The 14,037-nt window shown below is 67.6% G+C and carries 13 protein-coding genes and 1 tRNA gene; 6 read left to right on the top strand and 8 right to left on the bottom strand.

The genetic code is table 11. The annotated features are described in order from the left end of the window. Window positions 1-290 precede the first annotated feature (290 nt). From B1A87_RS14305 to B1A87_RS14290, 4 genes are read right to left on the bottom strand one after another with little or no spacing between them, the layout of a single operon-like run. Window positions 291-1,028 carry a hypothetical protein gene (locus B1A87_RS14305; RefSeq protein ID WP_078028529.1) on the bottom strand — a complete coding sequence of 246 codons (738 nt, stop codon included), beginning with the start codon at window positions 1,026-1,028 and terminating at the stop codon, window positions 291-293. Continuing rightward, window positions 1,025-1,774, bottom strand: a complete 750-nt coding sequence (locus B1A87_RS14300) for a hypothetical protein (protein ID WP_144275825.1) — start codon at window positions 1,772-1,774, stop codon at window positions 1,025-1,027. The genes B1A87_RS14305 and B1A87_RS14300 overlap by 4 nt, the downstream gene beginning before the upstream one ends. A gap of 36 nt (window positions 1,775-1,810) precedes the next feature. Continuing rightward, a complete protein-coding gene (locus B1A87_RS14295; RefSeq protein ID WP_078028531.1) occupies window positions 1,811-2,554 on the bottom strand; it encodes a hypothetical protein in 744 nt (247 codons plus the stop codon). Further along, window positions 2,551-3,300 carry a hypothetical protein gene (locus tag B1A87_RS14290; RefSeq protein WP_144275824.1) on the bottom strand — a complete coding sequence of 250 codons (750 nt, stop codon included), beginning with the start codon at window positions 3,298-3,300 and terminating at the stop codon, window positions 2,551-2,553. The genes B1A87_RS14295 and B1A87_RS14290 overlap by 4 nt, the downstream gene beginning before the upstream one ends. A 195-nt stretch (window positions 3,301-3,495) precedes the next feature. On the opposite strand from B1A87_RS14290, the gene B1A87_RS14285 reads away from it, so the two are divergent. Then, window positions 3,496-5,160 (top strand): ABC-F family ATP-binding cassette domain-containing protein, encoded by a 1,665-nt coding sequence (locus B1A87_RS14285; protein WP_078028533.1) that lies wholly within the window; start codon window positions 3,496-3,498, stop codon window positions 5,158-5,160. After that, complete coding sequence (locus B1A87_RS14280; protein ID WP_078028534.1) at window positions 5,157-7,082, top strand: ABC transporter ATP-binding protein; 1,926 nt, start codon at window positions 5,157-5,159, stop codon at window positions 7,080-7,082. The genes B1A87_RS14285 and B1A87_RS14280 overlap by 4 nt, the downstream gene beginning before the upstream one ends. Here B1A87_RS14280 and B1A87_RS14275 read toward each other — a convergent pair. From B1A87_RS14275 to B1A87_RS14265, 3 genes are all read right to left on the bottom strand, one after another. Next, window positions 7,079-7,483 carry an NUDIX domain-containing protein gene (locus B1A87_RS14275; protein WP_078028535.1) on the bottom strand — a complete coding sequence of 135 codons (405 nt, stop codon included), beginning with the start codon at window positions 7,481-7,483 and terminating at the stop codon, window positions 7,079-7,081. The two genes, B1A87_RS14280 and B1A87_RS14275, sit on opposite strands and share 4 nt — an antisense overlap. Beyond that, on the bottom strand, window positions 7,480-8,037 hold the full coding sequence (locus B1A87_RS14270; RefSeq protein ID WP_221937584.1) for a DUF6314 family protein: 558 nt from the start codon (window positions 8,035-8,037) through the stop codon (window positions 7,480-7,482). Before B1A87_RS14270 ends, B1A87_RS14275 begins: the two co-directional genes overlap by 4 nt. Window position 8,038: 1 nt before the next feature. After that, window positions 8,039-8,111 (bottom strand) — tRNA-Arg (locus B1A87_RS14265). Between the two features lie 85 nt (window positions 8,112-8,196). Between B1A87_RS14265 and B1A87_RS14260 the strand changes: the two genes are divergently transcribed. Further along, complete coding sequence (locus B1A87_RS14260) at window positions 8,197-9,120, top strand: DUF998 domain-containing protein (protein WP_144275823.1); 924 nt, start codon at window positions 8,197-8,199, stop codon at window positions 9,118-9,120. On the opposite strand, the gene B1A87_RS14255 is transcribed toward B1A87_RS14260, so the two are convergent. Next, the gene (locus tag B1A87_RS14255; RefSeq protein WP_078028537.1) at window positions 9,020-9,655 is read right to left on the bottom strand and encodes a hypothetical protein; all 636 of its coding nucleotides are present in this window, start codon (window positions 9,653-9,655) and stop codon (window positions 9,020-9,022) included. The genes B1A87_RS14260 and B1A87_RS14255 overlap by 101 nt on opposite strands. Before the next feature lie 75 nt (window positions 9,656-9,730). Between B1A87_RS14255 and B1A87_RS14250 the strand changes: the two genes are divergently transcribed. The 3 genes from B1A87_RS14250 to B1A87_RS14240 all read left to right on the top strand — a co-directional run bounded on the left by B1A87_RS14250 (window position 9,731) and on the right by B1A87_RS14240 (window position 13,927). After that, complete coding sequence (locus B1A87_RS14250) at window positions 9,731-10,579, top strand: inositol monophosphatase family protein (protein ID WP_078028538.1); 849 nt, start codon at window positions 9,731-9,733, stop codon at window positions 10,577-10,579. An 88-nt stretch (window positions 10,580-10,667) separates the two neighbouring features. After that, entirely contained in the window at window positions 10,668-13,223 is a 2,556-nt protein-coding gene (gene pcrA / locus B1A87_RS14245) for a DNA helicase PcrA (protein WP_144275822.1), read from the top strand. Window positions 13,224-13,225: 2 nt separating this feature from the next. Further along, a complete protein-coding gene (locus tag B1A87_RS14240) occupies window positions 13,226-13,927 on the top strand; it encodes a hypothetical protein (protein WP_078028539.1) in 702 nt (233 codons plus the stop codon). Window positions 13,928-14,037: the final 110 nt, after the last annotated feature.

Below are 14,037 nucleotides of genomic sequence, written 5' to 3'. Positions count from 1 at the left end.
CGGGTGCAGTTGCTTCTTCAGGTGCAGATGCTTTGTCGCGGCGGCTGGAGCCGAATACTCCGCGAGACTACTCCCTGCAACGCATTTGGAAAGACCTTTTATTTCGCCATCTTACGGGGGCGCGACAGGGCTGTTAAACAGGCTGAGTGGGGGCGGTCCCCAACGGCCGCCACCACTCATCCCCCCAATGTGTGATCCGGCAGGCGCCACGGCCGGTGGGCCAGGCAGCAGCTGCTTTCACACATTCATGATTCTCTCACGGTCTAATGATTTTGTGAATCCCAGGGCCCCTACCCTTCAGTAGATGACGTTCCGAGTCCGCCCAGATCCTTGGCCCGGACCCGGGCGAGCCAGACCATTACGAGCCCCGATATGAAAAACAGCACGGCGCCGTTGTTGACCCCCACGCGCTCCAGGGCGAAGGCGGGAGCCGCAAACTCCAGCAGGAATCCGGCAATCGTGGCCACGGCGCCCGCTGCCATGAGGCCCGCGCCCGCGCGGACGAGCGGCGGCAGCCCGCTCCGGAGCGTGCGGACCAGTGACGGCAGAAGGGCGAGCGAAACGTAGGTGGGATAACCGCGGGCTGTCGCCCAGTAATAGGGCAGCAGGGCCGCATTCCGCGGACTCCTGCCGCCGGCCTCCGCCATGCCCGGGGATGACGCTGAAACGTCCATCAGCAGGAACAGTGTTGCCAGGGCCGCGGAAAACAGTCCGAGCACGCAGAGCCCGAGGCGCCCGGAAATCAGCGCGTCAGCGCCTGTGGCGCCAAATGCCCTGCTGACGCGGAAAGCCACCAGGTAAATCGCGGCGAAAACGATGAGCCGCAACAAGAGGCTGGCTACGTTGACGCCGCCCAGGGCCCCGTCGATAGGGAAGTAGAACACGTCCAGGCTGAGGACACCGGCCGCGGTGGCAAGGAGGAATATGAAGAACAAGGACCGGTTGGTGCCGCGCAGGGCGCTGGGAATCCGGGCGAGCGTGGCGGCCGCGCAGACGGCCAGGGTGGTCCACTGCAGGATCTCTTTCATCCGAGGTTCTCCAGGATCAGTTCGGTTTGTTCCTGGTCCTGTTCCTGGCGCCGCAGCGTCTTTCCCATCGCCTGCAGGCGATCTCCGGCCAGTACGGCCAGGTCGCCGTCCGTCAGCATGTCGAGGGCTGCCTGCCGGGACCCCGGTCCCCAGCCCGCTTCGGCTTCCGTGACGAGGCCGGTGGCCACGAGGCCCCCGGTGAGTCCGACGCCGGCAGCGCGGGAGGTGGCGATGGCCACCTCGGGTGCCATCCGGTTTGCGGTCAGCTGGGCCGAGTAGTTCTGCGGGGCGATGCCCGTGGCGGCGGAGACGCGGTGGCGGAGCTCGCCGTCGTCGATTGCGTCCACCCAGTTCTTCACGGACGTGGCGTGCGCGGCGGGACCGAGAGCCAGCAGCCCGGCCTGCCGTGCCCCGGAGGCCTCCGGAGCCGGCTCGTTGCCGGAGCGCGCGATCATCGCGCGCAGGAGGTCCACCGTGGCGATCTGACTGACCAGCTCCCGCGGCGACGGCGGGATCTGGGAACCGGCGAGGTCGCGATACGTCTCAAAGTAGGCCAAGGACGTGACGGGGTTTACGTTGAACGCCCGGCTGATGCTGACAACGGTCGACTCGGCCACCTTGCCCCGGACCAGTTGCTGCGCCAGGGTGGTGCGCTTGACCCCCGACAACCTGCAAACATCCGCGATGCTGGTGTCCGGCGCAATGCCGTGCAGCCAGCGTTGGAAGGCTTTGGCGGGGAGTGGCATGGGACGCTCTCTGCGGAACGGATGATTGGCTTGATCTTAGCGGCGGGCGGCGGCCCGCACCGTACCGTCCCGGGTCTTTCTGCCCGCCCGGAGCTTGGCCACCCAGATCAGCGCCAAGCCGAACACAAAGCACAGGATGGCGGTGTAGTTGATGATGAACGTTAGGAAGCCCAGCGCAGGCGGAATCAGCTGGAAGAACATGCTGAGGTTGACGGCTATCCCGCCGACGGCCAGCAGGAGTGCGCTGATCCGGAGCAGGGCCGGCAGGGTGCTGCGCACCGCGCGAATCATGGCAGGCAGGAGGGCAAGGCAGACATATGCCGGGTAGGCCCTGCCGGCTGCCCCGTAGTACTCAACGAGGACCCTGTTCCGGTCATCCTTGTCGTAGACGCCCATCATCCCTGCTGATGATCCCTGGGTATCCATGAACGCGAACAGGACCAGCAGGGTCACTGAAATCAGCGCCAGGATTGCAGAGCCGGCATGACCCCGAACGAGCTGGAGGCCGCGCTGGTCTCCGAAGCCGTTCGCGATCCGGATGCCCAGGAAATAGATCGCCCCGAAGATGATGAACCGCAGGAGCAGATTGGCCAGGTTCGTGCCCCCCAGCAGGCCGTCAATGACCAGATAAGGCCCCTGGATACTCAGGAGGATGGCAAGGGTCATCAGCGCAAGAATGTAAAACAGCGATCTGTTCGTCTTGCGCACCAGATTCGGGACCCGGGACAGCGCCGCAGCTCCGCAGACGATCAGGGTGCTCCACTGCAGGATCTCAATCATCCCAGGTTCTCCCAGATCTTTTCGGTTTGTTGATGGTCGTGTTCCTGGCGCCGCAGGGTTTTCCCGAGGGCCTGGAGGCGGTCTCCCGCCAAAACTGTCAGGTCGCCGTCCGACAGCATATCGAGGGCTGCCTGCCGGGACCCCGGTTCCCAGCCTGCTTCGGCTTCTGTGACGAGGCCGGTGGCCACGAGGCCTCCGGTGAGTCCCACGCCGGCAGCGCGGGAGGTGGCGATGGCCACCTCGGGTGCCATCCGGTTTGCGGTCAGCTGGGCCGAGTAGTTCTGCGGGGCGATGCCCGTGGCGGCGGAGACGCGGTGGCGGAGCTCGCCGTCGTCGATTGCGTCCACCCAGTTCTTCACGGACGTGGCGTGCGCGGCGGGACCGAGAGCCAGCAGCCCGGCCTGCCGTGCCCCGGAGGCCTCCGGAGCCGGCTCGTTGCCGGAGCGCGCGATCATCGCGCGCAGGAGGTCCACCGTGGCGATCTGACTGACCAGCTCCCGCGGCGACGGCGGGATCTGGGAACCGGCGAGGTCGCGATACGTCTCAAAGTAGGCCAAGGACGTGACGGGGTTTACGTTGAACGCCCGGCTGATGCTGACAACGGTCGACTCGGCCACCTTGCCCCGGACCAGTTGCTGCGCCAGGGTGGTGCGCTTGACCCCCGACAACCTGCAAACATCCGCGATGCTGGTGTCCGGCGCAATGCCGTGCAGCCATCGCTGGAACGCCTTGGCGGGGAGTGGCATGGAACGCTCTCTACTGAACGAATAGGTGACACTGTGTTGGCGGCGGCCGACGTCGATTTTACGTAGCCCTCGGCATCAACTATGCTAGATGGTCGAACCCGTTGGTCCGTACACCCCCCAAGTCCGGACCAGCGGGTTCTTTCATGCCCGCCGGAATTTTCGGGCCAATACGGGCAGCGGTGAGAGGATGGACTAATGACTGCAACCCTTGTTGCCAAAGAACTTTCAGGCGGTCATGATCACCGCACCCTCTTCTCGAAGCTGTCCCTGACGGTGGCCCCCGGGGACGTTGTCGGCGTGGTCGGCGCCAACGGTGCCGGCAAGTCCACGCTGCTCCGGCTGTTGGCCGGCGTGGACCAGCCGCAGCAGGGCAGTGTCAGCCTGGCCCCGGCCGACGCCTTCGTGGGCTGGCTTCCGCAGGAGCACGAGCGGATACCCGGCGAGACCATCGCCGGGTACATCGCCCGGCGCACCGGCTCCGCCCAGGCAACCCACGAGATGGAAGCCACGGCCGAGGCCCTTGGCGCGGGCGCGCCCGGAGCCGACGACGCCTATTCCCTTGCGTTTGACCGCTGGATGGCCTCAGGCGCCGCGGACCTGGACGAACGCATACCGCCCGTCCTGGCCGATCTGGGCATGGACGTCGGTCCTGATGCTGAAATGACGGGGCTCTCCGGCGGCCAGGCGGCGCGCGTTGCACTGGCGGCCCTGCTGCTGAGCCGGTTCGACATCGTGCTGCTGGATGAACCCACCAACGACCTTGACCTGGACGGGCTGGCCAGGCTCGAAGCCTTCGTCCAGGGGCTCCGCGGCGGCGCCGTGCTCGTCTCGCACGACCGCGAATTCCTGGCCCGCTGCGTGACCACCATCGTGGAACTGGACCTCGCCCAGAATTCCGTGGCAGTGTACGACGGCGGCTACGAGGCCTTCCTGGAGGAGCGCGCCGTCGCCCGCCGGCACGCCCGCGAACGCTATGACGAATTCGCGGCCACCAAGGCGGACCTGGTGTCCCGGGCGAGGACCCAGCGTGAATGGAGCTCCCAGGGCGTCCGGAACGCGATGAAGAAAAACCCGGACAACGACAAGATCCGCCGCGCCGCCAGCTCCGAATCGTCGGAAAAGCAGGCGCAGAAGGTGCGGCAGATGGAATCCCGCATTGCCCGCCTGGATGTCGTGGAGGAACCCCGCAAGGAATGGCAGCTGCAGTTCAGCATCGGCCAGGCTCCGCGGTCGAGCTCCGTGGTGGCGACCCTCCGCGACGCCGTCGTGCGGCAGGGGAGCTTCACCCTCGGGCCGGTGAACCTGCAGCTCAACGCCGGCGAGCGGATCGGCATCACCGGGCCCAACGGGGCCGGCAAGTCGACGTTGCTGCGGCTGCTGCTGGGAGTACAGGAACCGGACTCCGGTGATGCGTCCCGGGGAGCGTCCGTGGCCGTCGGCGAAATCGACCAGGCCCGGGGGCTCCTTGCCGGCCACCTGAAACTCGGGGATGCGGTGGAGGCCGTGCTGGCCGATCAGACACCGGCGGAGGTCCGCACCCTGCTGGCCAAGTTCGGACTCAAAGCGGATCACACCGCCCGCACTGTGGACTCGCTGTCGCCGGGCGAGCGCACCCGCGCCGCCCTTGCCCTCCTGCAGGCCCGCGGCGTCAACCTCCTGGTGCTTGACGAACCCACCAACCACCTGGATCTGCCGGCGATCGAACAGCTGGAGGACGCGCTGGAAAGCTATGAGGGCGCCCTGCTGCTGGTGACCCACGACCGCCGGCTGCTGGAAAACGTCCGGCTCGATGTGCGCTGGAACGTGGACAACGGCATGGTGACCGAACTTATGACAGGCAAGATGGAGCACAAACTATGAGCATGGATGGCGTGGCCTGGCGCTCGCTTTACAACCTCACCAGCGCCAAGAGCGGCTCCAAGCCGTTCTCCAAGGAGACTCTGAAGCGCGTCCTCGGCTTCGCGCGGCCGCACCGCGGGCGACTGATTGCCTTCGTGGCGGTCTCCATTGCGATGGCCTTCCTGGCAGTGGCAACGCCGGTGCTGGCCGGCCAGGTGGTGAACGCCATCGTGGCCCGTTCGGGTTCGGGCGAAGTGATCCGCCTCGCCGCGCTCATCGCCGGCGTGGCCGTAGCGGAGGCCGCGATCGGCATGGTGAGCCGGTGGCTGTCCTCCACCATCGGCGAAGGCGTCATTGTGGATCTCCGCACCCGGGTCTTCGACCACGTGCAGAAAATGCCGATTGCATTCTTCACCCGGACCCGCACAGGTGCGCTGGTCAGCCGGCTCAACAATGACGTCATCGGCGCGCAGTCGGCGTTTGCCGGCACGCTGTCCGGGGTGGTCAGCAACGTCGTGGCCCTCGTGCTGACGCTCGTGGTCATGCTCAACACATCCTGGCTGGTCACCGTGCTGGCCATGATCCTGCTGCCGATCTTCCTCATTCCCGCACGCAGGATGGGCTCCCGGCTGGCCGACCTGCGCCGCGAGGCCGCCGAGCACAACGCCGCCATGGGCACCCAGATGACCGAGCGCTTTTCCGCGCCGGGCGCCACCCTGGTGAAGCTCTTCGGCCGCCCGGACGAGGAGTCCCGCGAGTTCGCCGTCCGGGCCGGACGCGTCCGGGACATCGGCGTCCGGACGGCGATGCTGCAGTTCACCTTCGTGACGGCGCTGACGCTGGTTTCGGCGCTGGCCCTGGCCCTCGTCTACGGCCTGGGCGGCTGGCTGGCCATCGCAGGCCAGCTCGCGCCCGGCGACGTCGTGGTGCTGGCCCTGCTGCTCACCCGCCTCTACGCACCGCTCACCGCGCTCTCCAACGCCCGGGTGGAGATCATGAGCGCCCTGGTCAGCTTCGAGCGCGTGTTTGAGATCCTTGACCTCCAGCCGCTCATCCAGGAAAAGCCCGATGCCGTGGAGGTCCCGCCGGGCCCCGTCGCCGTGGAGTTCGACGACGTCAGGTTCGCCTACCCGTCCGCGGACAAGGTCTCCCTCGCCTCGCTGGAGGAAGTGGCCACGCTGGACACCCGCGGCGGCGAGGAGGTGCTGCACGGCATCAGCTTCCGCGTGGAGCCGGGCCAGACCGTGGCCCTCGTGGGCTCGTCCGGTGCGGGCAAATCCACCATCGCCCAGTTGCTCTCAAGGCTGTACGACGTCGACTCCGGCGCCGTGCGCCTCGGCGGCCCGGCATTCGATGGCATCGGTTCGGGGGGCCTGGACGTCCGCGACCTGACCTTTGATTCCATGCGGGCGACGCTGGGCATGGTCACCCAGGACGGTCACCTGTTCCACGAATCGATCGCCTCCAACCTTCGGCTGGCCCGTCCCGACGCCACCGAGGAGGACATGTGGGACGTGCTCCGGCAGGCCCGGCTCGAATACATGATCCGTTCGCTGCCCGACGGCCTGGACACCGTGGTGGGGGAGCGGGGCTACCGGCTGTCCGGCGGCGAACGCCAGCGGCTCACCATCGCCCGGCTGCTCATCGCCCAGCCGCGCGTGGTCATTCTCGACGAGGCCACGGCGGCGCTGGATTCCACGAACGAAGCCGCCGTCCAGGCGGCGCTCAGCGCAGCGCTCGAGGGGCGCACCGCCGTCGTGATTGCCCACCGGCTGTCCACGATCCGCGCCGCGGACGTGATCCTGGTGGTGGAGGACGGCTCGATCGTGGAGCGCGGCACGCACACTGAGCTTCTTGCCGCCGACGGACGCTATGCCGAGCTCTACCGGACGCAGTTTGCCGAGGCGACCGCGGTGGCCGAGGAAGCCGTCCCGGAGCTCTAATCGCCTAGCGCTGCCAGGGCAGGAAGGATGTGGTCCGTGAGCAGCGGGGCGAGGTCGGCGGGCAGATCGGCGGCCAGGTCCAGCCAGCGGATTTCGGCGATCTCGGCCGAGGGGTGCGCAACCCACGTCCCCGGTGCCGTGAAGACCGTTGCCTCGATTTCGGTGGCGGCCTCGTTGGCGGCATCGGCCAGCCACACGCCCATGAGCGTCAGCTCGCGCGGATCCACGACGATCCCCACTTCCTCCTCGAGTTCCCGGGCGGCCGCCTGCACCGCGGTTTCGCCCGGTTCCGGCTTGCCGCCGGGGTGCATGAACTTGTCCGTTCCGCGTTTGCGGACGGTCAGGAGCCGGCCGGCCGGGTCATAGACGCAGACGGCGGAGACGATGATGCGCGGATTCACGGGTTTGAGCCTAGCTGTTCGGGGCCCGTCTGCTCCCTGCCCGGCTGCTGCGTGGCCGGCTGCTCTTCCGGGAAAACTGCCGCGGGAAGCCGCAGCAGCACGGATTCCAGCAGCAGATCCTTGCGGGGCCCGGAGACGTCCCAGGCGTAGCTGAATTCGTCCGGGCCGGTGAGCGAATATGTGACGCGGTAGGTGTCGGGATCACACCAGTGCCGGTCCTGGCTGGCCGCCGCGGAGAAGCTCATCCGGTGGAACGGCCGGCCGTCGGGAAACACCATGTCCATGGCGTCCGGGGAGTCGGTGGGCCGGAGCAGGTAGTCGCGTGTCGCGGGACCGGTGAAGGTTCCGCCCTCCGCAGCAGGCCAGCGCACCGTGCCTTCTTCGTGGAAGCGCAGCGCGCCGTCGTCGTCCGTTTCCGAAAAGGTGACGACGCCGGCAAAGGTTCCGCGGGTGCCGGCCGCACGGTCCAGCATGGTCCGCTGCACGGACCAGCGGCCCGCACTGCCCGGGCCCAGCAAATAGCCGCGGAGACCGGAGCTGTGCTGCGCATTCAAGTGCCCTCGATTGGAATCGAACCAACGACACCGGCTTTAGGAGAGCCGTGCTCTATCCACTGAGCTACGAGGGCGGGCGTCCGGCGCCGCCGGTATTAGCCGGCCCGTTCGAACACGATTACAAGCATACAAGGTGACGGCGCGTACTACGCTCTTGGCATGGCCGCCGCAGCTCAAGCACCGTCCGTCCGGGGCACGTTCCTGCCTGACACCGCCTCGACCCGGCAGTACATCGGTGCGTGGGCGGTCCTAAGTGTGGTCCAGTATTTCGTGGCGGAGGCGGCCGTCATCGGGGCCTGGGCCGGCCCTGAGCGGTACAGCCGGCGGACCGGCCTCATCAGCGATCTGGGCGCCGTCAGCTGCGGTATTCATGACGGGCGCAACATCTGCTCGCCCCTGCACGCACTCATGAACGCCTCGTTCGTGGTGCAGGGCCTGGGGATGCTGCTGGGCGCCCTGCTGCTGAGTTCGGCGCTGTTGCGGATCGCGGCCAGGCCGGGAGTGCGGGTTGCGGTCACCCCTCGCGGTGACGTGCCGTGGCTGGCGGCGGTTGCCGCGCGGATCCTGAGCGGGGCTGCCGGTGCCGGAACGGTCACCGTGGGGCTGGTCCCGGAGGATGTGGGCTCGGGCTGGCACTACGCCGGGGCGGTCACGTACTTCATCGCAGGAGCCTTCGCGCTTCTCCTCTTGGGCGCAGTGTGGCTGCGCCAGACCCCGCTGGGATGGCTCATCCTGGGCGCGGGCGGAGTGTCCGCGGCGGCGCTCGTCACGGCGGGCGTCACCGGACTGGACGTCCCCGAACCCGGCACCCTGGAACGGTTCATGGGATACCCCATCACCATCGGCCTGGCTGCCGCGGGCCTGGTCATCGCCCAGCGCGTCCGGCAGGAACGGGTGGCGCGCAGGGCCCTCCGGGTGGCGCTGTCTCTTATACACATCTGGCAGCCCGGGCTAAGCGGTGCCTGTGCCGGCGACACTCGGCCTAGGCCGGCGGCGGCTGCTTCCGCGCCCGGCGCCCCAGGAAGACGGACACGCCGCCGATCACCAGGCTCAGCACCAGCAGCACCCAGCCGGCAACCGTGAGGCCGGAGGCCAGGGCCACCTGGCCGGGATCGAGGTCGACGGCAGCCACCACGGAGTCAACGGCCACATTGGCCCAGAGGCGGACCACCACGAACAGAAGCGGCACGCACCACAGCGCCCAGCGGAGGGCCTTCTTCGCCACGTTCGTGCCGATCAGCAGCAGCCAGGTGAAACCGAAGATCAGCGGGAACAGGGTGCCGGCCGTCTTGTGGATGAAGTTGAGCTGGCCGCGCGCGTCGCCGTCCATGGCCCGGCGAAGCTGCTCCACATAGCCGGCGTCGAAGCCGCCGATGAGGGAATCGGGCATGGGCAGGCCGCCCGAAAGCTGGGTGAGCTGGTTCAGCGTGAGCAGGTGGACGTACCAGAACAGGAACAGGCTGGCCACGACGCCGGCTATGACAATGAGGCTGCCGTTGTTCTGGGCTTTTTCCGGCGTGCGGGCCGTGGTGGGGTTGATCACCGGAGGCAGGTAGTGCTGGGGGACAGCGGCCTTTGCGCCGTGCTTTTTGATCCGCTGTGCGGGTGTCTTGGCCATGCGTCCATTATCGCCCGGCAGGAAAGACCGGAACCGCATCGCACTGAGGGCGGCCGCGCCGATAGGCTGGGGACCGTGACCGAACTGGGAAGACACAAATTGGGTAAACACAGCGCCGCCAACCTGAGCCCCGAGCTCGACGACTTTGAATTGGCTTCCGCCCTGGTCCGCGAGGCGGGAATGCTGGCGCTGATGATGCGGCAGGGCGGGCTCGACGCCCAGCGCAAAACCTCCGTCTCCGACGTCGTCACGGCCGCCGACCACGCGGCCGAGGCGTACGTGCTGGAACAGCTGCGCCGCTGCAGGCCGGACGACGGCGTCCTCGGCGAGGAAGGCGCCGCCGTCCACGGCAGCAGCGGGCGGACGTGGGTCATCGATCCGGTGGACGGAACCTACAACTTCCTCCACGGCTCCACCTACTGGTGCTCCGCGATTGCCCTCAAAGACGAATCCGACGTCATCCTGGGCGCCATCTTCCAGCCCGAGGAAGACAAGCTGTGGCTCGGCGGCACGGGCCGCGCCGCCACGCTCAACGGCGATCCCGTCACCACGTTCGCGCCTGACGGGGCAAACCGCAGCGCCGACGATCTTTCCCAGATCGGTGCCGCCACCTACATCCACCCGCGCTGGCTGGCGGATCCGATGTGCGCCATGCCCTGGCATGCCGCCGCCAGCTCGGCTGCCACGCTGCGCATGTTCGGGTCCGGCTCGTGCGACCTCGGGCGCGTGGCGGACGGTGAGCTCGGCTGCTGGTTCCAGCACAGCTGCCCGGAGTGGGACTGGCTGCCGGGGAAGGCGATTGTGCTCGCCGCCGGCGGCGCCACCGGAAGCGTTTACGTCAACGGGCTGGAGTGGTTCATGGCAGGAGGCGCGACGGCGGTACACCAGCTCCGTGCGGCCCTTGAGTCAGGGTCTGTGGACTAGCTCGCTGCGGGGCTTCCGGGGGCACCATCGGGCCTTATCCACAGGACGGACTGCAGTGTCAGCCCCACCGCCTAGACTTGTAGTCACCATGGATATGTTGTTTGACCCGTACGCTGACGGTCCGTTCAAGGCAGGCTCCCGCGCCGCCGCCCTCACCAAGTCGCGCCCGGAATCCGGGCAGGCGCCCGTCGAATTCGGCGGCGGCGGACCCGGCCGGGGGGACCGCGCTGCGGGTTCCTCAACGGGTCCGGCCGGCGGCCCCACCGGTGGCGGCCAGCCTGGTGACTGGTCTCCCCGGCCGCAGCTGCCGGACGCTGCCGCCCTGCTGGAGGGGCTGAACCCTGAACAGGAAGAGGCCGTCAAACACGCCGGCAGCGCGCTGCTGATCGTGGCCGGCGCCGGCTCAGGCAAGACCCGCGTGCTCAGCAACCGGATTGCCTATCTGATCGCCACCCGGCGCGCCCACCATGGCGAGATCCTGGCCATCACGTTCACCAACAAGGCCGCCGCCGAAATGCGGGAGCGCATCGAAGCCCTCGTGGGCGGCCGGGCCAAGATCATGTGGATTTCCACCTTCCACTCGTCCTGCGTGCGCATCCTCCGGCAGGAAGCCGCCACCGTGGGGCTCAAGTCCAATTTCTCCATCTATGACTCCGCGGACTCCCTGCGGCTTGTCACACAGGTGTCCAAGAACCTGGACCTGGACCCCAAGAAGTTCGCGCCCAAGGCCATCCAGCACAAGATCTCCGCGCTGAAGAACGAGCTGATCGACGCCGATTCCTACGCCTCCTCCGCCAACCACAACGACCCCTTCGAACAGGCCGTGGCCGACGTCTTCAAGGGCTACACCCAGCGTCTCCGCCAGGCAAACGCCATGGACTTCGACGACCTCATCGCCGAGACCGTCTACATGTTCAGGGCGTTCCCGGCGCTCGCCGAATCGTACCGCCGGCGCTTCCGGCACGTGCTGGTGGACGAATACCAGGACACCAACCACGCCCAGTACGCGCTGGTCCGGGAAATCGTGGGCGAGGGGCCGGGAGCGGCCGAGCTCACTGTCGTGGGCGATTCCGATCAGTCCATCTACGCCTTCCGCGGGGCCGACATCCGCAACATCGTGGAGTTCGAGAAGGACTACCCCGACGCCCGCACCATCAAGCTGGAACAGAACTACCGCTCCACCCAGAACATCCTGAGCGCCGCCAACTCCGTCATCTCCCGCAATCCGAACCGGCCGGAGAAGCGCCTGTGGACGGCGGAGGGCGAGGGCCACAAGATCATCGGCTACGTGGGTGAAAACGAACACGACGAAGCCCAGTTCATCGCCAAGGAGATTGACCGGCTGCAGGACGAGGACAACCTCCGCCCCGGGGACGTCGCCATCTTCTACCGCACCAACGCCCAGTCGCGGTCCATCGAGGACGTCCTGGTGCGCGTGGGCCTGCCCTACAAGGTGGTGGGCGGCACCAGGTTCTACGAGCGCAAGGAAATCAAGGACGCCCTCGCGTACCTCCGTGTCCTGGTCAACCCCGACGACGACGTCAACCTCCGCCGGGTCCTCAACGAACCCAAACGCGGGATCGGCGACCGTGCCGAGGGCGCCGTTGCAGCGCTCGCCGAGCGGGAACGGAGCTCGTTCATGGCCGCCGCCCGCCGCGCCGACCAGGCTCCCGGCATGGCCACCCGTTCGGTCAACGCCGTGCTCGGCTTCGTCAAGCTCCTGGACGACCTCGCCGAAGTGGCAGCCGGTTCCGGCGCCGCCGCGGCGCTCGAAGCCGTGCTGGAACAGACCGGATACCTCGCCGGGCTGCGTTCCAGCACGGATCCGCAGGACGAGTCCCGGGTGGAGAACCTCGCCGAACTCGTGGCAGTGGTGCGGGAATACGAACAGGAGAATCCGGAGGGTTCCCTTGGCGCCTTCCTGGAGCAGGTATCGCTCGTCGCGGATGCCGACCAGATTCCGGATGCGCCGGGAGCCGACATCGACGCCGCGGTGGCAGAGGCCAAGCGGCTGGGCGTGGTCACGCTCATGACGCTGCACACGGCCAAGGGCCTCGAATTTCCCGTGGTGTTCCTGACCGGCATGGAACACGGGCTCTTCCCGCACCAGCGCTCCGCCACGGACCCCAAGGAGCTGGCCGAGGAACGCCGCCTCGCCTACGTGGGCCTCACCCGCGCCCGGAAGCGGCTGTATGTCACCCGCTCCGAAGTCCGGAGCATGTGGGGCCAGAGCCAGTACAACCCGGCCAGCCAGTTCCTCGAAGAAATCCCGTCCGAGCTCGTCGAATGGAAGCGCGAGGGCACCAGCCGGCAGGCAGGCGGCTGGGGGAGCGGCGCCCCGATCGGCTCGAACCGGTACGGCGGATCGTTCTGGGGGGCAGGTACGGCGCGCAGTGCCAAGGCCGATTCCTCGGCAGGCTTCAACGCGGATGTTCCGGCCGCCGTCGCAAAGAACCGCGTCCAGCCGCAAAAGGAAGTCGTCGCGGTCAGCGTGGGGGACAAAGTCAACCACACCAGCTTCGGCAACGGAACGGTGCTGGCGGTCGAGGGAGCGGGGGACAAGACCGTGGCGAAGGTGAAGTTCGACGTCGGCGAGAAGCGGCTGTTGCTGCGCTACGCGCCGCTCACCAAACTCGACGCCTGACCATGGCGGTTCGCTGGGCTGCCGCGGCGGCGGCCGCCGGCCTGCTTGCCGTGGTCACGGGCTGTTCCGTCACGGTGCGGGACCCCGGGTACACGCCGCCCCCGCCGCTGCCCGCCCTTGAGCAGCTGAGGCAGGCGCCGTTGTCCGATGCCCGGACATTTTCCGCGGGGGAGGACGTCCTGGCCTTCGTCACCGCGGACCGGAACGTGGTCTGCTCGCTGACCTCGGCGCACGGTCCGCACGTCAATCTGCCCTACGAACAAAACAACTTCAACGACCCCGCCAACCGGAAACTGGCCACGGTTCCGGCAGCGCACTGCGAGCTCGCGGTCTACCCGGCGCCCCAGGCCGCGGATATCAAGGACGACTGCTCGGGGACCGGCCTGGGCTATCTGGGCGGAACGGCCGTGCTCACGCCTGACCGGGCCGGATACGGCGAGTGCCGGTCCGGAGTCACCCAGATGGAGTCCGAGTACGGGCCCCAGGGGTCGCGCACCGGCCCGATCTCGCAGCTGCCGGTTCTTCCCGAGGGCGGAAACCTGGAACGCAACGGCCTGAGGTGCTCCGCATACGACGCCGGGGTGGCCTGCGGGAACCTCTCCGGAGGCACCGGTTTCTTCGTCAGCCGCGATCATTACGAACTCATCTCGGGCGGCGGCAAAAAGGCCTCCACGGCGCCCTCCAAGGCCTCAAAAACCCCGTAATCATGCGGTTTTTCTACGCTCCATAGAATAGTGTCCTTGCTCACATAACAGGTAGTCTGGAACGGGCATGTCCCCATAAAGGACTAGAGTTCCGAGAGGAGCATTGCGCC

The sequence above is a fragment of the Arthrobacter sp. KBS0703 genome (assembly GCF_002008315.2).
Taxonomy (GTDB): domain Bacteria; phylum Actinomycetota; class Actinomycetes; order Actinomycetales; family Micrococcaceae; genus Arthrobacter.
The sequence above is the reverse complement of the archived record's forward strand: the minus strand, read 5'-3'. Positions and strand labels throughout refer to the sequence as shown.

Coding starts and splice junctions, on each gene's coding strand:
- pcrA (WP_144275822.1), top strand. CDS start 10,668: ATGGATATGTTGTTTGACCCGTACGCTGACGGTCCGTTCAAGGCAGGC.
- B1A87_RS14280 (WP_078028534.1), top strand. CDS start 5,157: ATGAGCATGGATGGCGTGGCCTGGCGCTCGCTTTACAACCTCACCAGC.
- B1A87_RS14290 (WP_144275824.1), bottom strand. CDS start 3,300: ATGCCACTCCCCGCCAAGGCGTTCCAGCGATGGCTGCACGGCATTGCG.
- B1A87_RS14300 (WP_144275825.1), bottom strand. CDS start 1,774: ATGCCACTCCCCGCCAAAGCCTTCCAACGCTGGCTGCACGGCATTGCG.
- B1A87_RS14255 (WP_078028537.1), bottom strand. CDS start 9,655: ATGGCCAAGACACCCGCACAGCGGATCAAAAAGCACGGCGCAAAGGCC.
- B1A87_RS14305 (WP_078028529.1), bottom strand. CDS start 1,028: ATGAAAGAGATCCTGCAGTGGACCACCCTGGCCGTCTGCGCGGCCGCC.
- B1A87_RS14240 (WP_078028539.1), top strand. CDS start 13,226: ATGGCGGTTCGCTGGGCTGCCGCGGCGGCGGCCGCCGGCCTGCTTGCC.
- B1A87_RS14260 (WP_144275823.1), top strand. CDS start 8,197: ATGGCCGCCGCAGCTCAAGCACCGTCCGTCCGGGGCACGTTCCTGCCT.
- B1A87_RS14295 (WP_078028531.1), bottom strand. CDS start 2,554: ATGATTGAGATCCTGCAGTGGAGCACCCTGATCGTCTGCGGAGCTGCG.
- B1A87_RS14285 (WP_078028533.1), top strand. CDS start 3,496: ATGACTGCAACCCTTGTTGCCAAAGAACTTTCAGGCGGTCATGATCAC.